General features: G+C 64.5%; 19 protein-coding genes and 1 pseudogene. 5 read left to right on the forward strand and 15 right to left on the reverse strand.

The window, feature by feature from the left end:
* Positions 1 to 81: 81 nt before the first annotated feature.
* Entirely contained in the window at positions 82 to 570 is a 489-nt protein-coding gene (locus JFU57_RS28320; RefSeq protein WP_078468597.1) for a MarR family winged helix-turn-helix transcriptional regulator, read from the forward strand.
* 51 nt (positions 571 to 621) lie between these two features.
* On the opposite strand, the gene JFU57_RS28325 is transcribed toward JFU57_RS28320, so the two are convergent.
* Positions 622 to 1944: an OprD family porin gene (locus JFU57_RS28325; RefSeq protein ID WP_201131576.1), complete on the reverse strand. Its 1323-nt coding sequence runs from the start codon at positions 1942 to 1944 to the stop codon at positions 622 to 624.
* 332 nt (positions 1945 to 2276) lie between these two features.
* On the opposite strand from JFU57_RS28325, the gene mhpT reads away from it, so the two are divergent.
* Together mhpT and JFU57_RS28335 are read left to right on the forward strand one after the other, a co-directional pair.
* Entirely contained in the window at positions 2277 to 3488 is a 1212-nt protein-coding gene (gene mhpT / locus JFU57_RS28330; protein ID WP_201131577.1) for a 3-(3-hydroxy-phenyl)propionate transporter MhpT, read from the forward strand.
* A gap of 584 nt (positions 3489 to 4072) precedes the next feature.
* Positions 4073 to 4327 carry an Imm32 family immunity protein gene (locus tag JFU57_RS28335; protein ID WP_201131578.1) on the forward strand — a complete coding sequence of 85 codons (255 nt, stop codon included), beginning with the start codon at positions 4073 to 4075 and terminating at the stop codon, positions 4325 to 4327.
* A gap of 59 nt (positions 4328 to 4386) precedes the next feature.
* Here the strand turns inward: JFU57_RS28335 and JFU57_RS28340 are convergent.
* The 4 genes and pseudogenes from JFU57_RS28340 to JFU57_RS28355 form a co-directional block, all read right to left on the reverse strand.
* A pseudogene (locus JFU57_RS28340) lies at positions 4387 to 6785 on the reverse strand (TonB-dependent siderophore receptor).
* 66 nt (positions 6786 to 6851) lie between these two features.
* The gene (locus JFU57_RS28345; RefSeq protein ID WP_078468592.1) at positions 6852 to 7799 is read right to left on the reverse strand and encodes a FecR domain-containing protein; all 948 of its coding nucleotides are present in this window, start codon (positions 7797 to 7799) and stop codon (positions 6852 to 6854) included.
* Positions 7796 to 8305 (reverse strand): sigma-70 family RNA polymerase sigma factor, encoded by a 510-nt coding sequence (locus JFU57_RS28350; RefSeq protein WP_078468591.1) that lies wholly within the window; start codon positions 8303 to 8305, stop codon positions 7796 to 7798. Before JFU57_RS28350 ends, JFU57_RS28345 begins: the two co-directional genes overlap by 4 nt.
* A 140-nt stretch (positions 8306 to 8445) precedes the next feature.
* On the reverse strand, positions 8446 to 9108 hold the full coding sequence (locus tag JFU57_RS28355; protein WP_078468590.1) for an NADPH-dependent F420 reductase: 663 nt from the start codon (positions 9106 to 9108) through the stop codon (positions 8446 to 8448).
* Positions 9109 to 9208: 100 nt separating this feature from the next.
* Between JFU57_RS28355 and JFU57_RS28360 the strand changes: the two genes are divergently transcribed.
* Both JFU57_RS28360 and JFU57_RS28365 read left to right on the forward strand, forming a co-directional pair.
* Positions 9209 to 10102: a LysR family transcriptional regulator gene (locus JFU57_RS28360; RefSeq protein ID WP_201131579.1), complete on the forward strand. Its 894-nt coding sequence runs from the start codon at positions 9209 to 9211 to the stop codon at positions 10100 to 10102.
* Positions 10103 to 10226: 124 nt separating this feature from the next.
* Complete coding sequence (locus JFU57_RS28365; protein ID WP_201131580.1) at positions 10227 to 10544, forward strand: DUF2388 domain-containing protein; 318 nt, start codon at positions 10227 to 10229, stop codon at positions 10542 to 10544.
* A gap of 114 nt (positions 10545 to 10658) precedes the next feature.
* Here JFU57_RS28365 and JFU57_RS28370 read toward each other — a convergent pair whose 3' ends face one another.
* The 10 genes from JFU57_RS28370 to JFU57_RS28415 form a co-directional block, all read right to left on the reverse strand.
* Complete coding sequence (locus JFU57_RS28370) at positions 10659 to 12269, reverse strand: gamma-glutamyltransferase family protein (RefSeq protein ID WP_201131581.1); 1611 nt, start codon at positions 12267 to 12269, stop codon at positions 10659 to 10661.
* Between the two features lie 17 nt (positions 12270 to 12286).
* The gene (locus JFU57_RS28375) at positions 12287 to 13378 is read right to left on the reverse strand and encodes a polyamine ABC transporter substrate-binding protein (protein ID WP_201131582.1); all 1092 of its coding nucleotides are present in this window, start codon (positions 13376 to 13378) and stop codon (positions 12287 to 12289) included.
* A 20-nt stretch (positions 13379 to 13398) separates the two neighbouring features.
* Complete coding sequence (locus JFU57_RS28380) at positions 13399 to 14178, reverse strand: amino acid ABC transporter ATP-binding protein (RefSeq protein WP_201131583.1); 780 nt, start codon at positions 14176 to 14178, stop codon at positions 13399 to 13401.
* A gap of 2 nt (positions 14179 to 14180) precedes the next feature.
* Positions 14181 to 14954: an amino acid ABC transporter permease gene (locus JFU57_RS28385; RefSeq protein WP_078468576.1), complete on the reverse strand. Its 774-nt coding sequence runs from the start codon at positions 14952 to 14954 to the stop codon at positions 14181 to 14183.
* 12 nt (positions 14955 to 14966) lie between these two features.
* The gene (locus tag JFU57_RS28390; protein ID WP_078468575.1) at positions 14967 to 15773 is read right to left on the reverse strand and encodes an ABC transporter substrate-binding protein; all 807 of its coding nucleotides are present in this window, start codon (positions 15771 to 15773) and stop codon (positions 14967 to 14969) included.
* A gap of 81 nt (positions 15774 to 15854) precedes the next feature.
* Complete coding sequence (locus JFU57_RS28395) at positions 15855 to 16523, reverse strand: GntR family transcriptional regulator (protein ID WP_201131584.1); 669 nt, start codon at positions 16521 to 16523, stop codon at positions 15855 to 15857.
* Between the two features lie 301 nt (positions 16524 to 16824).
* On the reverse strand, positions 16825 to 17310 hold the full coding sequence (locus JFU57_RS28400; protein ID WP_201131585.1) for a DUF3592 domain-containing protein: 486 nt from the start codon (positions 17308 to 17310) through the stop codon (positions 16825 to 16827).
* A gap of 265 nt (positions 17311 to 17575) precedes the next feature.
* The gene (locus tag JFU57_RS28405; RefSeq protein ID WP_078468573.1) at positions 17576 to 18523 is read right to left on the reverse strand and encodes a SphA family protein; all 948 of its coding nucleotides are present in this window, start codon (positions 18521 to 18523) and stop codon (positions 17576 to 17578) included.
* A gap of 71 nt (positions 18524 to 18594) precedes the next feature.
* Positions 18595 to 19362, reverse strand: coding sequence for a coniferyl-alcohol dehydrogenase (locus tag JFU57_RS28410; RefSeq protein ID WP_201131586.1), 768 nt, complete (start codon positions 19360 to 19362; stop codon positions 18595 to 18597).
* 44 nt (positions 19363 to 19406) lie between these two features.
* Complete coding sequence (locus JFU57_RS28415; RefSeq protein ID WP_201131587.1) at positions 19407 to 20882, reverse strand: benzaldehyde dehydrogenase; 1476 nt, start codon at positions 20880 to 20882, stop codon at positions 19407 to 19409.
* Between the last annotated feature and the right edge of the window lie 54 nt (positions 20883 to 20936).

A 20936-nucleotide genomic window follows, 5' to 3' on the forward strand; every position in this document is an offset into this window, starting at 1 on the left:
GCTCATCCAGGCAACCGTAGCTATCAGCCGCCAACCCCGGCAAACTAGATAGCCTTGTTAACCGCCCAGGATGTTTTTGCCATGGCCAAGCCCTCTCCCCTCGCCGACCTGCGCGAGGCCCCACCCGCCAACGCCGAGGTTCAGGCGCCGCTGGATTCGGCACTGGACGAACTGATTGGCTACGCCATGCGCCGCGCCCAGCTCAAGTTGTTCCAGAACCTGATCGGCCGGCTTTCGGCCCATGATCTGCGCCCGGCGCAATTCTCGGCCCTGGCGATCATCGACCAGAACCCGGGGCTGATGCAGGCCGACCTGGCGCGAGCCCTGGCCATCGAACCGCCGCAAGTGGTGCCGTTGCTCAATAAGCTGGAAAGCCGCGCGCTGGCGGTGCGGGTGCGCTGCAAACCGGACAAGCGCTCCTACGGGATCTTCCTGAGCAAGACCGGCGAAACCCTGCTCAAGGAGCTCAAGCAGATCGCCGCACAAAGCGACCTCGACTCCACCTCGGCCCTGAGCGGCGAGGAACGCGAAGAGCTGCTGCGCCTGCTGAAGAAGGTGTATCAGGACTGAACGCAAGGTGCCGGCACACGGCCGGCACATTGCTGCAGCTCGCTTGAGGGCTTACCAGATCGGCAAGGTGTAGAGCACCAGGAAGCGGGTCTGGTTTTCATCGCGGAACGCCGCGCCCGCCGGGAAATCATTGCGGTAGATCGACTTGCGCGCCATCAGCCCGACGTTTTTCAGCGGGCCGCTCTGTACCACGTACCCCAGCTCCATCTGGAACTCGCGCTCCTTGCGCTCCTCGGCATTGAAGGCCGCGAGCTCGATGTTGTCGCCGCGCACGTAACGCAGCCGACTCCTGAGCCCGGGCAAGCCGGACGCCGCAAAGTCGTAGTCGTAGATGGCTTGCCAGGTACGCTCCTTGGCGTTGAGAAAGTCCGAACTCATGGTCAGCTCGCTCATGCCCATCAACTCGGTGCCGGAGATGTAGGGCGTGGCCGTGTCGCCGGTGGAATGCATGTAGCCCAGGCTCACGCGGTGCCCACCGAACTTGTAGCCGAACAACGCCGAGAGGTTGCGGTTGTCGACCTTGCCGGCCTTGGCACTGCCGTCTTCACGGCTGAAAAAACTGCGCAGGTCGCTGGTCAGCACGCCATTGCCCAGGGGCAGATTGTGCAGCAGGGCCAGGGTGTCCTGCTGGTAGAGGTCGGCCACTTCAGCGTGATAGGCACGCAGGCTCAAGTCCGGGTTGACCTGGTAATCGCCCCCCAGGTACGCCAGGTGCGAGGTGCTGGCAGTGGCATTGAAACGCCGGTTGGGCGAGGCAATGGTCATGGCCTGGTAGTCGGTGGAGTCGCGCTTGTTGATGCGGTCGATGTAGCCGGTGTTGAGGGTCAGGCCGTCGATGTCCTTGGAGCTCAGGGTGGTGCCGCGAAAGGTCTGCGGCAGCAGGCGCGACGGGCTGGCAAAGGCGAACGGCAGGAAGATCGAGACATCGCCGGTCTTCACCGTGGTCTGGGCAAACCGCAGTTTGGCGGTGGGCGCCAGCCGCGAGTAGTCATCCGCGGCGCGCTTGTCGCTGGCCGACACCGGCAGCAGTTCGGTGCCGCTGCGGTCCGGCGAGGAATCGAGCTTGACCCCCAGCAGCCCGCGCACATCCAGACCAAAGCCGACGGTCCCTTCGGTGAATCCCGACTCCATGTTCATGATGAAACCCTGGGCCCATTCCCGCGCGGCGGTCTTCGCGCCGTCGTCCTTGTAGTCGCGATCCAGGTAGTAATTGCGCAGGGTCAAGGTGCCGTGGCTGTCTTCGACAAAACCCGCGGCCCAGAGGTGGCCGGGCAACAGGCTCGCACCCAGCAAGGCCAGGGCCAGGCCCGGATGGAGACTGGACACACGGGAAGCTGACGCAGCCGCAACGGCGTCGGTGGGGAGTTTTGGCATGTTCAATGTCCATTTTTTGTTGTTGTTTTAGGTGTTGAGCGAGGGCCTTGCAGCCAACGTCGCGGACAGAGAATGGAAACAGCCAGGGGTTCTCGTCAATCGTCAATGACCGATAATCGAACATTAATAATATTATCTATTTTTTAGTTGCATCTGGATTGATAGGTTAATCATTTGATTTATATGAATTTATTTGTATTTTTCGCCTGACATCATGACGCTATTCATTTTTTAGTTATCTTTGTTATCTTAATCGCCAGCCAGCAACGCCGATGCATTCAGTGCCGACGCCTGGCTTGCCACCACAACAAAAACAACAATGAGGTTTGCCCATGGACAGTCCATCGCGTCGTTCGACGCTGACCATCGCTTTGTGCTTTATCGTTGCGCTGATCGAGGGGTTCGATCTGCAAGCGGCCGGCACCGCCGCCGCCGGATTGCGCCAGAGCTTTGCCCTGGACCCGAAGATGATGGGCTGGGTGTTCAGTGCCGGGATCATCGGCCTGCTGCCCGGGGCATTCTTCGGCGGCTGGGTCGCCGACCGTATCGGACGCAAGAAAATCCTGGTCGGCGCCGTGCTGCTGTTCGGCCTGTTCTCGCTGTGCACGGCGTACGTCGAGAGCTATTCAAGCCTGCTGCTGGTGCGCTTCATGACCGGCCTCGGCCTGGGCGCGGCGCTGCCCAACCTGATCGCCCTGTGCGCCGAAGCGGTGAGCGAACGCCGCCGGGGCACGGCCATCAGCGTCATGTACTGCGGCGTGCCCCTGGGCGGTGCGCTGGCAGCGGTGGTGGCGATGTTCTCCAGTGAACATTGGCAGACCACCTTCATCATCGGCGGCCTGGTGCCGCTGCTGGTGGTGCCGCTGATGGCCTGGTTGCTGCCGGAATCCAATGCCTTCCGCCAACAGACCGCCAGCGCCGGCAACAGCCGAGCCTCCACGGCCCAGGCGCTGTTCGGCGAAGGTCGCGCGCGCACCACCCTGGCCTTGTGGCTGAGTTATTTCTTCACCCTGACCGTGATGTACATGCTGCTCAACTGGTTGCCGTCGCTGCTGCTCGAACAAGGCTTCAGCAAACCCCAGGCCGGCCTGGTGCAGATGCTGTTCAACGTCGGCGGCGCCCTCGGCTCGCTGCTTGGCGGCCTGCTGCTGGACCGCTGCAACGGGCTCAAGGTGGTGCTGTTTGTATACGCCGGGTTGCTGGCGGCGCTGGCCGGAGTGGGGCTGTCGGTGGGCATTGTGCCGATGGCGATTGCCGGGTTTGCCGCCGGGCTGTTTGTGATGGCCGCGCAACTGGTGCTCTACGCCCTGGCCCCGCCCTCCTACCCCACCTCCGTGCGCGCCACCGGCGTCGGCGCGGCCGTGGCCATCGGCCGCCTGGGATCAGTCGCCGGCCCCCTGGCCGCCGGCCAGATCCTCGCCGCCGGCGCCGGCACCACCGGCGTCCTCCTGGCCACCTCCCCCGGCCTGGTCATCGCCGCCCTGTCGATCCTCACCGTCATCACCCGCGCCAACGCCACTGCCCAGCTCAAACCGGCACATTGAACCCTCCCCCGATGGCGGCTACAGGATGCCCATTCTGTAGCCGCTGCCGCAGGCTCGGCAGCGGACGCTGACCATCAGCATCGATATAAATACACCTGACACTCCACGGCGCCAGTGCTGCCTCCCAGACTCGGCAGCGGCTACAGAGCCCGGCACCAGGCCGGCCGGAAGGCCGCCATCTTGCTCTTGATGTTGATCTGCAGCGCCCCGTTAACCACGATGGCCGAGCGCAGGCAGTGAGCCGTGGGCAACCCGGCAGGACGCCGGGTTAGCCGCGCTGGGCCAGGGATGGCCCATCGCGGCGGCCCACGGCTCACTGCCGGAGCGAGGGCATGCCGAGCCTAGGCGAGGCACCGAGTGGTGGGGCAAGAGCCCTTTGGTTACTTTGGGGCTGTTCCAAAGTGACCCGCCGTAAGGGCGGAACCCATACCCGCCACACCCGCAGCAATGGATATGCACACCCATAAACCCGAGGCGTCAGGTCTTGGGGCCGCTACACGGTCCAGCGGGAGCAAGCTCCCTCGCCACAGGTGGTGTTTCCTCAGGTATAACTGCCACCCCCCGCGGACCAATGAAGGATAACAATGCTCACCGAATTCACCGTCCATGGCACCCCAATCGGAACCACCACCAGCCTCCAGCTGGACGAAATCTCCCTACTCGCCACCCCACAAACCCTGAGAGAACTGGGCCAGTTCCTGATCCACGCATCGGAACAAATGACCACCCACGGCCTGGAGCACCTGCACCTACAGGACGTCCTGAAGGATTTCTCCCCCCTGCAGCACGTCGATTTCATCGCCCTCCACAAAGACCGAATAACCCCCACAAAAACCTGACCAGCCAACGAACCAGGCACACAGCCCCGAGGCTGCACGCCCTGCTCAACCTGCCCGCCCTAGAACCCCACCGTGGCCGACACCAACCAGGTGCGCGGCGTCGACAACGTCAGCCCCGCCGCACTGTCGGACGAAGTGGCAGCCGAGGCCCAGTAGGTTTTATCCAGCACGTTCTCAACAGTGGCGCGCAGGGTAATCGGGCTTTCACCCAGTTCGAAGGCATAGCGCGCACCCAGGTCATAGCGCTCCCAGCCATCGATTTTCTGCTGGTTGGCCGGGTCCAGATACTGCGAGCTGGTGTGGATCGCGCGGGCAGTCAGGGTCAGGCCGCGCAGGCTGTCGATATCCCATTCGGCGCCGAGGTTGGCGTTGACCACCGGCGAGCCGGTGCCGCGATTGCCGTCATACAGGCCCTTGCCGGTTTCGGTCTGCACGCTGTCGAGCAGCATCAGCCCGCCCAACAGGCGCACACCTTCATGGGGTTCGCCGAATACATTCAGCTCCAGGCCCTGGTTGCGCAACTGGCCATCGGGCTTGAAGTTGTTGTTCTCGTCGTAGACATAAGACGGCTGCTGGATGCGAAACAGGCTGGCACTCATGCCGAAGCTGCCCAGGTCGTACTTGGCGCCGACTTCCACCTGTTTGCTGCGATACGGCGCGAACACTTCGTTGGCATTGGTGGCGGTGGTCGGAGCGGTTTCGCCCTGGCTCAGGCCTTCCATGTAGTTGCTGTACAGCGACAGGTGATCGGTGACCTTGACCACCAGACCCAGGGCCGGGGACAGGGCTTTTTCGTCATTCACCGGCTCGTCGCGCACGCCGTTGCTCCAGGAGGTGACCTGAACCCGCTGCAAACGCGCGCCCAGGGTCAGCAGCACCTGGTCCTCGGCGAAACTCAGGGTGTCGGCCAGGGCCAGGCTGGTGAAACGGTTTTCGGTGTGGGTGCTGGTGTCGATGCGGTTCGGGCGCCCCGGCAGCGGCAGTTCCACTGGGCGGTAGAGGTTGCTGACACCGCGCAGGTAACGCTCGCCGGCGTTGTCGAAATCCATATTGAAGCGGTTCAGGCTCAGGTTCACCGTGTGCCCGACCGCTCCGGTGTTGAACCCGCTGCGCAGGCCGATGGTGGCGGTCTTGACGTCTTCATCACGGCGAAAGGTGCGCGGGGTGACGGTGAAATCACCATTGCTGTTGGTCACCTGCACCGCGTGCCGCAGGAAGTCGTAGTTGCCTTTGCGTGCGCCAAAGGCGGCGTACACCATCAACGAGTCGCTGAGGTCATACTCGCCGCGCACTGCGCCGAAGCTGTCCTTGGAATGGGCGTAGGTCCAGGACTGGGCGATGTTGCGCTTGATGTCTTCGGCCTTGGGCATTTTCGCCGTGGCTGCCACTTCAACCCGCTCGATCGGCGCATCGGCGTGGCGTTCCTGGTGCCCCAGGTCCAGGGACAGGCGCAGCCGCTCATCACGCAGGTCGAGGCCGATGACCCCGGTCTCGCGCTTGATCTGCTGGTGGTCCCACTCGGTGTCGCCGGACTGGCGCACGCCATTGAAGCGCAGGCCAAAGCGGTCGCCCTCGCCAAAGCGGCGACCGATGTCCACGGCGCCGCCGGTCTGCCCGGCAGAGGCGTAGTTGGCGGTGAATTCGGTCAGGGGGTGTCCTGGGCGCGTTTGGGCTCGATGTTGATGCCGCCGCCCACGCTGCCCCGGGGCGGAATACCGCTGAGCAGCATGCCCGGCCCCTTGAGCACATCCAGGCGGCCGACCATTTCCATGTCGATGGCGTAGGTGGGCAGGATCCCGTACAGGCCGCCGTAGGACACATCACTGTTGAACAGGCTGAAGCCGCGCACCGAAAACTGCTCGAAACGCCCACTGGCCGGGTTAGTGGTGCGCACCGACGGGTCGCTGGCCACGGCGTCGCCCAGGGTCCGCGCCTGCTGGTTTTTCAGGGCCTCGGCGGTGTAGGACGTGAGGTTGAACGGGGTGTCCATAAAGTCGCGGTCGCCGAGCAGGCCCTGGCCGCCCTTGCGATCCACCTGGCCACCGGCATAGGGCTCACCGCTGCTAGGGATGCTGGCGCCGAGAATCGAGGTACTGGGCAGCTCCAGGCTACCCGCCTCGGGAGCCGGCGCCAGGGTGTAGGCCTGCTCGCCCACGGCTTGCAGTTGCAAACCCGACCCCTGCAGCAACCGGGCAAAGCCCTCCTCCACCGCGAACTCACCGGAAAGCCCGGCGCTGTTGCGCCCACTGACCAGGCCCGGATCCACCGACAGGTCGACCCCGGCCAGCCCGGCAAAGCGGGTCAGGGCCGCGCCCAGGCTGCCGGCCGGCACCTGGTAGCTGCGGCGGCCGGCATCCTCGGCCCAGCTCACGGGGACCAGCAACGGGCTGGCACTCAGGCTCAGCAACAGACTCAGGCGCAGCAAAGGACGCACAGAACTAGGCATTACGAGGGGCATTGAAGAGGCTCTCTTTTTCGTTCACTTACCTGCAATGACAGGCACCTCGAAAAAAGGGGACAGCCCTCAAGCAACTTTTTTACGCGGCAGCAGCGTGACCCAGAATCGGGTCCGCGACTGCACCTCCAGCGGCAGGCTGGCGGCCAGCAGAGCCAATACCCGGTCGGTGTCCTCGACCCGGAAACTGCCGGTGACCCGCAGCGCTTCCAACTCCGGCTCCCAGCGCAACACGCCGCTGCGGTAGCGACTCAACTCCCGCAGGAAATCGCCCAGGGGCTGGTCCTGGGCCATCAACACCCCTTCGCGCCAGCCCGGCATCGCGCTGTCGAAGGCCTGCGGCAGCCCGGCCCCGGACGCCTGCAGACGGACCTGCTGCCCGGCGCGCAAGGTCAGGGCCGGACCCTGCAGGGGCTGCACCTGCACCGTGCCACTGACCACCGAAACCCGACAGCCGAGGCTGTCCTGGCGCACGCAGACTTCGCTCTGGCTGACCCGCACCCGGCCGAAGTGGGTGTGCAGGGTCAGGGCCGCGCTGCCCGGCACCTTTAGCGCCATCTCGCCCTGGACCAGGGTCAGGCGGCGCGCGGCCAGGTCCACATCCACCGCCGTGGCGGTATTGAGTTGCAGGGAACTGCCGTCGGCCAAGGGCACCTGTCTGCGCTCGCCGGTGGCGGTGTGCAGATCGGCGCGCCAGACCTCCAGGGGCAATTGCCGGCTCAGCAACCAGGCCGTTGGCACCAGCACCGCCACACCCAGGCCGCGCTTGAGCAGCGCACGGCGTCCCGCTTGCGGGCGGTCGAGGCTGGCCAGGGCCAGGGCCGAGGGCAATTCGGCGAAGCGTTGGCGCAGCATCTGGGCTTTCTGCCAGGCCTGCTCGTGACTGGCGCAGCGCTCGCGCCATTGTTGCAGGCCCTGCTGGTCGCCCTCGCTGGCAGTGCCCGACTCCAGCAACGCCAGCCACTGGGCGGCGGCACGGGCGACCTGGCGCGGGTCGCTGGCGGGTGCCGGGTTCACAGGTCCACCAACAGGCAGTGTTCGTAGGCGTGGGCCATGTAGCGCTTGACCGTGCGTTCGCTCACCCGCAGGCGCTCGGCGATCTCGCGGTAACCCAGGCCTTCCAGCTGGCTCCAGAGAAACGCGCGGCGCACCCCGCTCGGCAGACCGTCGAGCAGTTCATCCAGGGCTTGCAGGGTTTCCAGGAGAATCCAGCGCTGTTCAGGCGAAGGCACGCAGGCATCGGGCAGGGTTGCCAGGGCGTTGAGGTAGGCCTGCTCGAGGCTGCGCCGCTGGTGGAAGTTGATCAGCAGGCGTTTGCCCACGGTCAGCAGATAGGCCCGTGGCTCCTGCAACTGGGTCAGGGGCTGGGCGCTGCCAAGCACGCGCAAGAACGTGTCCTGGCTCAGGTCGGCGGCATCCCAGGCGTTGCCCAGGCGCCGCCGCAGCCAGCTTTCGAGCCAGCTGCGGTGGTCACGGTACAGGTTGTCGAGGGTGTGCTCCGTTGGCAGTACGGCATCATTCATGGCAAGGGCACCCGGCGTGGCACGTTAAATCAAATGAGACTCATTCTATTTAATATCGCTCGCGGGCACACCTTCTTTCGTCGCCTTTACCGGACCGCCCTCCTCCCTGTTCGCTATCGCTGTCGATTGCCCAGGCTCCCTCAGCGCCGCCAAGACCCCAGCGGCAACTCGACCTCACGCTCGGCCGCCGCCAGGGCAGCGCTCAGCCCTGGCTGGTCCAGCGGCACGCAGTACGCCGGCTTGGCCCGCTCGAAGCGCCAACTCTGATCCAGGCCACCGCCATCGACGGCGTCGAAACCGACCTGGTCCAGAAACTCGATCACCTGGGCCCTGGCCTGGGCGTCGTCCGTCGCGATCGGCAGCGCGCGGCGGTCGGGCGCGGCCTGGGGTCGACCGTCCTGCAAAAGGTCCTGGGCGAGAATGGCGTTGAACACCTTGACCACCCTCGATTGTGCAAAGTGCTCGGCGAGCAGGCGGCTGGTGGTGGTTTCAAAGCGATCCAGGACGGCGATATGGCCGTCGCGATCCGGGTAGTAGTTGTTGGCGTCCCACAGGGTTTTCCCCGCCAGCCACTCGGGGTCAATGCTGGCGTAATGCTCGAAGGGAATCGCCACCAGCACCACCTCGCCAAACCGCGCCGCCTCCTCGGCCGTGCCCACCTCGCAGCCGCTGATCCCACTGAGCACGCTGCTCATGGTGTGCGGCCCCCGGGAATTGCTGAGCATCACTGAATGCCCGGCCTTGAGCGCCAGTTGCGCCACGGCGCGCCCGATAAAACCTGCTCCGATAATGCCAATACGCATGTCGTTCTCCGCTGTTGGGGTAAGAAGGCCCTATGATGATTGGCTACCATAAGCAGATAAATCGTCACCCCTTACTTAGACTCATTACCAGGAGTATTGAATGGATCGCCTGACCAGCATGGGCGCCTTTGTGATGGCGGCCGACACCGGGTCCTATGCCCGCGCAGCCGAGCGCCTGGGCATGTCGGCGCAAATGGTGGCCAAGCATGTGGCCGCGCTCGAGCAGCGGCTGGGCGCGCGGCTACTCAACCGCACCACTCGACGCCAGAGCCTGACTGAGCTGGGCAGTGCCTATTACGAGCGCTGCAAACACATTGTCAGCGAAGCCCAGGCCGCCGATTCCCTGGCGCAGATCATGAACGACACCCCTCGCGGCAAGCTGAAAATCAGCGCACCGGTGACCTTTGGCTCCTACAGCCTGATGCCCCTGGTCACCGACTTCTTGCGCCTGCACCCGGAGGTGGAGATCGATCTGCACCTGACCGATCGCTTCGTCGATCTGGTGGAAGAAGGCTTCGAGGTGGCGTTTCGCATCGGCCCACTGGCCAACTCCAGCCTCACGGCGCGGCCGTTGGCGCCTTATCGACTGGTGGCCTGCGCCGCGCCGCGCTACCTGGCCGAGCGCGGCACGCCCCAGGTGCCGAGCGACCTTGAGCAGCATGAATGCCTGGGCTACGCCTACTGGTCGCGCCCGGCCGACAGCGAATGGACCTTCAACCAAGGCACCAACGTGCACCGGGTCCAAGTCAGCAGCCGCTTGCACGTCAACGAGAGCAGGGCACTGATGAGCGCCGCGCTGGACGGCTTTGGCGTGGTGCTGGGGCCGGAGGATTTTTTGGCGCCGGCGCTGCAACGGGGCGATCTGGTGCGCCTGCTGGGCGACTTCAGCGCGCCGAGCCGGCAGATGCATCTGCTGTACACGGCCCATCGGCAGAAGACCGCCAAGGTGCGGCACTTTATCGAGGCGGCGCTGGCGCGCTTTGGCGGGCGCTGATTCTGACCGGCATGCGCCTGGCCGGTTTTTTGTTGCGCTTGGCATGGCGCCTGCCCTTGCGCAGGTTTAGGCTGGCAAGCGGCGAGTTTCAACGCGCCTCTTGCCACCAGGATGCCGAACCGACATGGATTTTCGCCAACGCCTCACCCTCGCCGCCACCCTGATCCTCGCTGCCCTGCCGGCCTGGGCCATGGAAGGCCGAGGTTCCCCCTCCGACAGCTCCACCCTGTACAGCATCGGCGGCACCTTGCTCGCCAGCGCCTTCACCACCGAGCCGCGAACATTCCTCAGCTTCGCCAAAGATGACGCCACCAGCTTCGTCGCCTCGAACGGCGCGATTCGCGGCGCACAATTTGAACGCGCCGTGCGCGACTACCACAACCACTACCCCGCGCCGCACATGAGCGACGACCAACTGGCCCAGGCGATTGCCGCGCGGTAGATGCCACCGAGTCATGACGAATTCTGTAGCCGCTGCCGCAGGTTTGGGCCGCGTTCGGACGCGGTCCCTTTCACTCGCCGGAGGTCCACCTGGAAAAACGAATCCCAGGGCCCATTACCACACCGCAATATGGGAATCCGCACGCGGTTCGGTGCCGCCACAGAGCACGCCGCTGTCCGGGTCGCGCAGGATGATCTGGCCGCGGCCGTAGTCGGTCAGGTCGCTGGCGATTTCCACCTGGTGCCCGCGGCGGGCCAGGGCGTTGGCCAGGTCGCGGGAGGCGCCCTGCTCGATGCCGACTTTCATCTCCCCCAGCCATTGCCAGCGCGGGGCATCCAGCGCGGCTTGCGGGTTGAGGCCGAAATCCACCAGGTTCATGACCATTTGCACATGGCCCTGGGGCTGCATGTAGCCGCCCATGACCCCAAACGGCCCGAGGGCCTCGCCGCCCTGGCTGAGAAAGCCGGGAATGATGGTGTGGAAGGTCTTTTTGCCCGGGGCCAGGCAATTGGCGTGGCTCGGGTCGAGGCTGAATTCCTGGCCGCGATTCTGCAAGGCGATGCCACTGTCGGGCAGCACCACGCCGGAGCCGAAGCCGTGATAGTTGCTCTGGATAAACGACACCATATTGCCCTCGGCGTCAGCCGTGGCCAGGTACACCGTGCCGCTGGCATGGGGGTCGCCAGGCTTGGGAGGCTGCGCCTGTTCGCCGATCTGCTCGCGGCGCCGGGCGCTGTAGGCATCGCTCAGCAGGTCGGCCACGGCCACGCGCATATGCTGCGGATCGGTGATGTAGTGCAGGCCGTCACTGTAGGCGAGCTTCATCGCCTCCAGTTGGCGATGCCAGGTCTGTTGGCTGTCGCGGTGATCGAAGTCGAAGCCTTCAAGGATCTTCAGCGCCATCAGCGCCACCAGGCCCTGGCCGCTGGGGGGGATTTCCCAGACGTCGACCCCACGGTAATTGATGTGGATCGGCTCGACCCACTGCGCCCGGTAGTCCGCCAGGTCAGTGGCCCGCAGGTAGCCGCCGGTGGCGCGGGAATGGGCATCCAGGCGCTGGGCCAGCGGCCCGCGATACAGGCTTTCGCAAGCGCTGGCCGCCAGTTCCTCCAGGGTCCGGGCCTGGGCCGGGTTGCGGAACAGTTCGCCGGCCCTGGGCGCGCGGCCGTCGATCAGGAAGGTGTCGAACCAGGGTTCCAGCAGGGCGTTGCGGTGGGGGCTGAATTCATCCAGAGCGATCTGCCATTGATGGGCGACCACCGGCGACAGCGGGAAGCCGTCCCGCGCCAGGCTGATGGCCGGTTGCAGCAGGTCGGCAAACGGCAATTTGCCAAAGCGCCGCGACAGCTCGGCCCAGGCCGAGGGGCAACCGGGGACGGTGACCGGTTCCCAACCGTAGAGCGGCATCTGCTGATGGCCGGCGGCTTGCACCGCCTCGATGCTCAGGGCCGCCGGGGCGTGGCCGTTGGCGTTCAAGCCATGCAACTGGCCCTGAGTCCAGACCAGGGCAAAGGCATCGCCCCCCAGGCCGCAACCGGTGGGTTCGACCACGGTCAGGGCCGCGGCCGTGGCAATCGCGGCGTCGATGGCATTGCCGCCCTGGCGCATGATCTCGATCCCGGCCTCGGCCGCCAGGGGTTGCGAGGCGGCAACCATGCCCCGGCGAGCGAACACGCTCTGGCGCTGGGACGGATAGGGGTACTCGTGGGCAGAAATTTTCAACATGGCAAACACTCGTCAATTCATTGGCCGGACTTGATCCGGTTCCACTCGCGGGTGATCAGGCGCTGGATCGGGTCCGGCAGATCGGCGGAAACAAAGGTGTGGCTGATCACCTCATCGCCGGGGTACACCCCGGGGTTGCCACTGACCTTGGGGTCCATCAGCGCGGTGGCGTCTTTATTCGGGTTGGCGTAGCCCACGTAATCGCTGATCGGGGCGATCACCTCGGGGCGCAGCAGGTAGTCGATCAGCTTGTGCGCATTGGCGACGTTGCCGGCGTCCTTGGGAATGGCCAGCATGTCGAACCACAGGTTCACCCCCTCCTTGGGAATCAGGTAGCGAATGTCGGTGTGCTTACCGGCCTCCCTGGCCCGGGTCTGGGCCTGCATCACGTCGCCGGAATAACCGATGGCCACGCAGATATCTCCGTTGGCCAGGTCGGCGGTGTATTTCGACGAGTTGAAGTAGGTCACCGACGGCTTGAGTTTGATCAGCAGCGCCGAGGCTTTTTTATAGTCTTCGGGGCGGCTGCTGTTGGGGTCCAGGCCGAGGTAGAGCAAGGCCTGGGGAATGATCTTCACCGGCGCGTCGAGAAACGCCACTCCGCAGTTCTTGAGTTTGGCCAGGTTGGCCGGGTCGAACACCATCGACCACGAGTCGAGCACCACGTCCTTGCCCAGGGCGGCGCGGACTTTCTCCTCGTTGTAGCCGATGCCCACGGTGCCCCACATATAGGGCACGGCGTATTGATTACGCGGGTCGGCGGCCTCCAGGCGCTGCATCAGGCGCGGGTCCAGGTGCGGCCAGTTGCCCAGCAGATTGCGCTGCAACGGCTGGTAGGCTCCGGCGCGGATCTGCTTCGACAGGAACTGGCTGGAAGGCACCACCAGGTCGTACCCCGAGTGCCCGGACAGCAACTTGGCCTCAAGCATTTCATTGGTGTCGAAAATGTCGTACTGGACCTTGATCGCGCTGGCCTGCTCGAAGTTTTTCAAGGTGTCCGGCGCGATGTAGTCGGACCAGTTGTACACCTTCACCACCTGCTCGGCGGCCTGCACCTGGGGCAACACGGCGGCCATGCACAAGGCCGCGGCAAGACTGGATAAACGCATGGTCAACTCCCTGGAAAAGATCACAGCACACGGCTGAGAAAGGCTTGGGTACGGGGATGGCTGGGACGGCTGAAGATCTGCTCCGGCGGCCCCTGTTCAATCAACTCGCCCTGGTCGAGCACCACCACGCGGTCCGCCACTTCCCGGGCAAAACCCATTTCATGGGTGACCACGACCATGGTCATGCCCTCCTCGGCCAGCTCCTTCATCACTTGCAGCACCTCGCCCACGGTTTCCGGGTCCAGGGCGCTGGTGGGTTCGTCGAACAGCATGGCCTGGGGTTTCATCGCCAGCGCCCGGGCAATCGCCACCCGCTGCTGCTGGCCACCGGAAAGCATCGACGGGTAGTGCCCGGCCTTGTCCGCCAGGCCGACCCGCGCCAGCAGGCCGCGTGCCTGCTCCAGGGCCTGGGCACGCGACACGCCGAGCACCTGGATCGGCGCCTCGATGATGTTTTCCAGGGCGGTCATGTGGGGGAACAGGTTGAAGCGCTGGAACACCATGCCGATGTCCCGGCGCTGGCGGGCAATGTTGCGTTCCGAGTCACGCACCAGGCTGCCGTCGGCGCGCTCGCGGTAGCCCATGGCCCGGCCGTTGACTCGGATACGCCCGCCCTGGATGTCTTCCAGCAGGTTGATGCAGCGGATAAAAGTGGTCTTGCCCGAGCCCGAGGCACCGATCAGCACCACCACTTCGCCGCGCCGCACCTGCAGGGAAATCCCCTTGAGAATCTGCAGCTCGCCAAAGGACTTGTGAATGTCCTGGGCATCGATGATCAGCTCTTCGCTCTTGTGCGCCATGCTTAGCGTCCCCGCAGCAGTTTCAGGGTGTGGCGGCCGAACATGCGGCTGCTGGCAGGCGGCGGCGTGGGCCGGTCCGACTGGCCGAAGCGTTGTTCCAGCCAGCGCTGGAAGAAGCCCCACAAGGTGGTGAGCATCAGGAAGTAGATCGCCACCACCAGGTACAACTCGAAGACGCGGAAGGTGGCCGAGGTCACCATCTGCGTACTCAGCAGCAGCTCCTGCACGCCGATCACGCTGACCAGGGTGGTGTTCTTGAGCATCACGTTGAATTCGTTGCCCAGGGGCGGAACGATCACGCGGAAGGCCTGGGGCAGGACGATGCGCCGCATCAGCTTGCCGAAGGTCATGCCCAGGGAACGCCCGGCCTCGTACTGGCCCTTGTCCACCGCGCCGATCCCGGCCCGGATGATCTCGGACATGTAGGCGCCTTCATTCAGGCCCAGGGCGATGATCGCCGCCTGGATATTGCCCGGCACCACCAGCCCGAACAGCTCCAGGTCTTCGAAGCGGAAAATCCCCCCCGCCGCCAGGGCGGTGTAGAGAAAGACGATCTGCACCAGCAGCGGCGTACCGCGCATCAACCACACGTAAAAACGCACCGGCAGATGCAGCAGGGGGTTGCGCGACAGGCGCATCAGCGCCGCCACCAGCCCCAGCGCACAGCCCATCAACATCGCCAACACACTGATCAGGCAGGTCAGCCAGAGCCCGGTGAGGTACACCCCGCTGGGCTGCAACAGGTACTGCCAGAACACATCCCAATTGAAGTTCATCAGGGGCACGCCTCAGTCGAGTTGGTCGCTGGCCACATGCCATTTGGCCAGCAGTTGGCTGTAGCTGCCGTCGCTGCGCATGTCACTGATGACGTGCTGCACCGCCGCCGTCAGTTGCGGGTCATCCTTGCGAATACCCAGCCCGGTGAGAATCCGGCTGAAGGCCGGCACCCCCTCCTCGAACAGATCCGGGGCCATGGCCGCGTAGTAGCCGGCGGTTTCCACGGTGGTGCCGTAGGCGTCGACCTGGCTGATGCGCAACGCCTGGAAGGCGTCGGTGTCGGTGTTGTAGACCACCAGCTTCATGGGCGGCTTGCCGGCCTTGGTCAGGGTCTCGTTGTGTGCGTCGAGCAGGGTCTTGATGGTCGAGCCGTTGAGCACCGCCACCTTGTGCGTGGACAGCGCGTCCAGGGTCCTGATGCCTTTGGGATTGCCCTTGGGCACCACCACCGACTGGCTGGAATACATGTAGTTGACGATGTCGATCACCTCGCGGCGCTCGGGCTTGTCGAACAACTGGTCGACGATCATGTCGCACTGCTGGGCCAGCAACGCCGGCAGCAGCCCGGAGAACGGAATCACCCGCCACTGCACCTGCTTGTTGCCCAGGCGCTTGGCGATCTCCAGGCCCAGGTCCACGGTCAGGCCCTTGGGCTTCTGCGCCTCGTCGAACGACACCAGGGGTGGCGAATCCATGCCCGAGCAATAGGTCAACTTGTCGACCTTTTGCAATCGCTCCGGCACCACGGGCGCGGCGAGCGCCCACTGTGCACAAAGTCCAAGGGATACCGCGGCAAGCAAGGCGCTTGTTTTGTGCATGACCAGACACTCCAGTTCGGTTAGTAACGGGGGCAGTACTCAAAGTCACAACAGGGTCGGGCTCGGGGCCCGCTTCTTGGCTTATTTTTCGGCTTGCAGAAACTTGATCAGCTCGGGGACCGTGCCTTCGATGTGCTCGCGCACCACGGCCTCGGCCTGATCGGCATCGCCGGCACGAATCGCGTCGAGGATCACCGCGTGCTCCTGGCGCGCGCTCAGGGGTTTATCGACATGTTGCAGCCACAGGCGCATGGGCGCCTCGATCAGCGAATACAGGGCCGAGATCTGCTTGAGCAGCCGAGGCCGACCGCTGAGGCTGCACAGGTATTCATGGAATTTGCGGTGGCGGCTGACCCATTGCGCGCTCTCGTCGCGGTAGTCATCCATCTCGTCGAGCAGCCGCTCCAGGGCCGCCAGCTGGCGCTCGCCGATATGGGCCACCGCCACCCGCACGGCCAGCCCCTCCAGGGCGCTGCGCATCTCGAACACTTCGTGCAGCTCGGCGATATCCAGGCCACTGACGATCGCTCCCCGGTTGGGCCGCAACGTCACCAGGCCCTGGGCATCGAGGCGGCGAAAGGCTTCACGCACCGGCATCCGGCTCATGCCGATTTCACCGGCAATATCCTCGGCAATCAGCCGATCGCCCTTGCAGTAACGGCCGCAGCAGATCGCTTCGAGCAGAAAGTTGTAAGCCTCCTCCTCGGCGGTCAGGGGCTGACGTTCAACGTAAGCGGGAGCGAATTGCATGGCGGGCACCTTTTGTATTTTTGTATCCAATTATCCATAAATTCAAAAATGCAGAAGCCGTGCCAGGTTGCCCTGAAAACATTCAAGTGACTGATTTTCAATGGTTTAGACCCGTGGGCCGGGCGCGACGGCCCTGACGGGATACCCAGAAGACGGGAGATTTGCTACCAAATGGCCCACCGAGCGGCCCATAAGTGGGCAGGAAAGTGCCTGAGTAACAGCCAGCGACAGGAGCGCGCAAAAACACAAATCCCGTAGCCGCTGCCGAGCTTGGCGAGGCAGCAGCTACAGACACTGACGTTCAATACACCCGATCTTCGGCCTTCATCGAGGCAATCCGATTGATCGTCCATGCCGAGATCCCCAGAAACAGCAGCACCAACAGCAATGCAGTGGCCATGATGTAAAAGCTCATGCGGTAGGTATGCAGTGCAGAGGACAGGCTGCTTACCGACGGAAACCAGGCCGAATACTGGATATCAATGGGGCCACCGACGTCGTATGCAGGGTGCTCATCGTAATAAGCATCGAAGTAGCTGTTTTCGTGAACCTGGCCGTCATGGTCGGTGTAGGTGTAATGAATGGTGGCGAAGCGGCTGTTTTTCTCGAATCGCTCAATCTGGGCGACTGTGCCCACCACCTCGGTAGGGCTTAGATGAATGGCACCGTAGATAACACCTGACCCTCGGGCCATGAAGGCGAATGCCAGCAGCACGCAGCAGGCAATCGTGAGGAGGATGACCCGGTTGTAGAGATGATCTTTTTCGGCTTCGCGGGGGTAGTACATGAACCGTCCTTATTCGTGAAAGCTGACTGTTTATCAAGCGACCGGCAATGACGATCAACGTCCCTTCTTGGCCCTTGTATCAGGCCCGACCGTTCAGGTTGCAGACCCTAAAGTAGCGGCACTTTGATTTCAACGATTCCCCCATCAAAAACCTGCCCTACTGCGCCCTTTCCCCACCCGCTATCAAGCTGACAGCGGTGGCAGCTCCTGGCCCCACATGGCGCCGGGCAGGCCCTCGCCCGGCACCACCCAACCGCCCTCCCCGCTAGAACTTGTGCAACAGGTTAAACACCAGTTTGTTGCCCTCGGTGCGGTTCTCGGCCTGTTGCTCGAAGTAGGCGTTGACCGACAGCACGTTCTCTTTATTGAAGGCATAGAGCACGCCCGGGCCGATGGCCCAGACCTTTTCCCGGCGGCCGCTGACGGCGTGGCCGTCGACTTGGGTGTCGGTGAATTGCTTGAGCCAGTAGCCGTTGAGCCCGGCGCTGAACTGTTCGCTGAAGGCGTATTGCAGGGTCAGGTTGGCGTGCAGGGCCTGACCGGCCTGGGTGTCGGAAACGTCGCCGAAACCGGCTTGCGGGTCGTGATTCTTGCCGTTCCACAGGTACATGAAGCGACCGCTGGCCGACCAGCGCGGGGTGAACCAGTAGGTGGCGGCGTAATACGGGTTGAACGACCAGAAGTTGCTGCCGGGGTTGATCGAACGGTTGCGGTCGTAGGCGCCCACCGGCACCGAGACATCGGCCTCGATCCGCTGGGTCAGCCACGGGCTGCCGTCGGCGCGGGTCAGGGTGGGCAGTTGCACAAAGGCGCCGAGGATCAGGTCGCCAAAACCGGCGCGGGCACTCAAGGCGGCGTTGTTCAAGCCATCGTCGACGTCGACATGAGCCAGGGAGGTATTGATCAGGGTAAAGCCCGGCATCGCGCCATTGGCCAGGGGCTGGCCGACGTAGATGATCTGGGTGGTCGGGGCCACCACCTCCAGTTGCTGCCTGGGCAGGGGCAGCTTGTTGCCGTTGGCGTCGTTGAAGCGAGTGGCCCGGGAATAGCTCAGGTACTCCTCCAGGTACCAGCCGGGCCCCGCCGGCACCGGCGAGCCGTCGTAGAAGCTGGTACTGCCCAGGTTCAACCCGGGCAGGTCGTAGGCGTAGGCGCTGCTGCACAGCGCGACACATATCGCGGCCGCAAGGGTCCGCAAGAAGGGCTTGGGCATCTTGTTAGTCCTGTATTTTTGTTGTTGTTCAAGACCCCCGGCAGGGCCGGGGTTTATGGCATCGGCTGGGGTTACACGTAGGTCGCCGCGAGCCCGCCATCCACCGGCAGGTTGACCCCGTTGACCCAGCGCGCCGCGTCCGAGCAGAGGAAGGCAATCACCGCCGCCACCTCATCGGCCAAGGCCGGGCGCTTCATGCGCACGCTGTCGCGGGCCACCCGTTCCTCGCCGAGCATGCTCACGAAGTCACCAAGGATCGGCGTGAGCACCGGCCCCGGCGCCACGCAGTTGACCCGTACCGAACGCTCGCGAAACCAGCTCTGGGATTGCAGGAAGCTCCAGACAATCAGCGCCTCCTTGAAGTACTGGTAGCAACTGCCCTGGGGCACCGGGTTGGCCGCCAGCCATTGCTGTCCGGCGCTGTAGGACTCGGTGGCGGCCAGGGCCTTGTGCAGCGCCAGGCGCTCGGGCCATTGCGCCCCGAGGATCGAGGCCACGTTGACGATGCTGCCCCCCGGGCTCATGCGTGGCAGCAGCCCCTGGCTGAGGTGGCGCAGGCCCAGGTAGTTGACCTGGGCCACCGCCTGCACCGGCGACGTGCCGGGCACCCCGGCGACATTGCACAGGGCATCGATGCGTTGCGGCAACTGCGCCACCAGGGCGTCGATGCTCGCCGGGTCGCCGAGGTCGGCCTGGAAGAAACCGTCCAGGGTCAGTTGCGGTTCATGGCGATCGATGCCGATCACCGTCGCCCCCTGGAACTGCGCCAGGCGCGCCAGCTCGGCACCGATGCCGGAAGCGGCGCCGGTGACCACCAGGATTTTGTTGTGCAGGTTCATGTTCAAGCCCTCTTATTGTTGTGTAGGCACAGGTTTTTCGGAAATCAGAAGGGATAGGCCGGCGCAGTGTTTTTCACCGTGACCCATTGCCATTGGCTGTATTCGTCCCAGTCCGCCGGGCCGCCGACGCTGCCGCCATTGCCCGAGGCGCCGCGCCCGCCGAAGGGGTTGATGCATTCGTCGGCCACGGTCTGGTCGTTGATGTGCAGCAGGCCGCACTGCAGGCGATCGCCAATGGCCATGGCACGCCCCACCGACGGCGAAATCACGGCCGCAGACAAGCCGTACTCGGTGCGGTTGGCCAGTTCGATGGCCTCCTCGTCGCTGGCAAAACTCACCACCGTGGCCACCGGGCCGAAGACTTCATCTTCAAAGGCCCGCATGCCCGGACGCACGCCGCTGAGCACCGTCGGCAGGTAGAACAGGCCGCGGGCTTCGCCACCAGCTTCCAGGCGCGCGCCGGCGGCCAGGGTGTCGCTGACAATCTGCTGCACCCGCTGCAATTGCCGCGCGTTGATCAACGGGCCAAGGGCGGCCTCTCCACGAGCGGCATTGCCCACGGTCAGGGCCCGGGCCTTGTCCGCCAGCTTGCGGGTGAATGCAGCGGCAATGGACTCATGAACCAGGATCAGGCCGCTGGCCATGCAGATCTGCCCCTGATGCAACCAGGCGCCCCAGGCGGCGTTGCTCGCGGCCAGGTCGAGGTCGGCGTCTTCGAGAATGATCAGCGGGTTCTTGCCCCCCAGCTCCAGGGCCACTTTTTTCAGGTGACGCCCGGCCACTTCAGCGACCTTGCGCCCGGCGCCGGTGGAACCGGTAAAGGCGATCATCTGCACATTGGGGTCACGGCACAGCGCTTCGCCGGCATCCGCAGCCCCCGGCAATACCTGCAACAACCCCTTGGGCAAGCCGGCGGCCTCAAACAGGCAGGCAATCAGCAAACCACCGCTGACCGGGGTCTGCGGGTCCGGCTTGAGCACCACCGCATTGCCCGCCGCAAGGGCCGGCGCCACCGAACGCAGGGACAGCACCAGGGGAAAGTTGAACGGCGAAATCACCCCGACCACGCCGTGGGGCTGGCGCCGCGCATAGGACAAACGCCCGGCTTCGCTGGGCAGTACCAGGCCGTGGGGCTGGGACAGCAACCCCGCGGCCTGGTGCAGCAGGACAATGGCCTCGCGCACTTCGTGTTCGCCCTTGAACAACGCGCCACCGGTTTCCCGGGCCACAAACAGCGCCAACTCGTCGAAGGCAGCCTGGGCCCAGCCCGCCGCCTTGCGAAACACCTCGGCGCGCTGGCGTGGCCCAAGGGCGGTCCAGGCCGGTTGGGCCAACGCCGCGGCGCGGCAGGCGGCGGCCATATCGGCCGGGTCGGCCATGGCGCTGTGCAGCAGCACCTCGCCGGTGGCGGGTTCAAGCACCGCCTGCACCGGGGCCGACCCGGGCACCCAGTCGCCATTGAACAAGCAGTGGGCCTCAAGGGCCCGCCGCAGTAATTGCGTGGTTTCAGACACAGTCATTGCACACTCCCGGTTCTTGTCATTGTGTTCGTCGTCGCCGCCCGAGGGCTTGGT

It is taken from the genome of Pseudomonas sp. TH07 (assembly GCF_016651285.1).
Taxonomy (GTDB): domain Bacteria; phylum Pseudomonadota; class Gammaproteobacteria; order Pseudomonadales; family Pseudomonadaceae; genus Aquipseudomonas.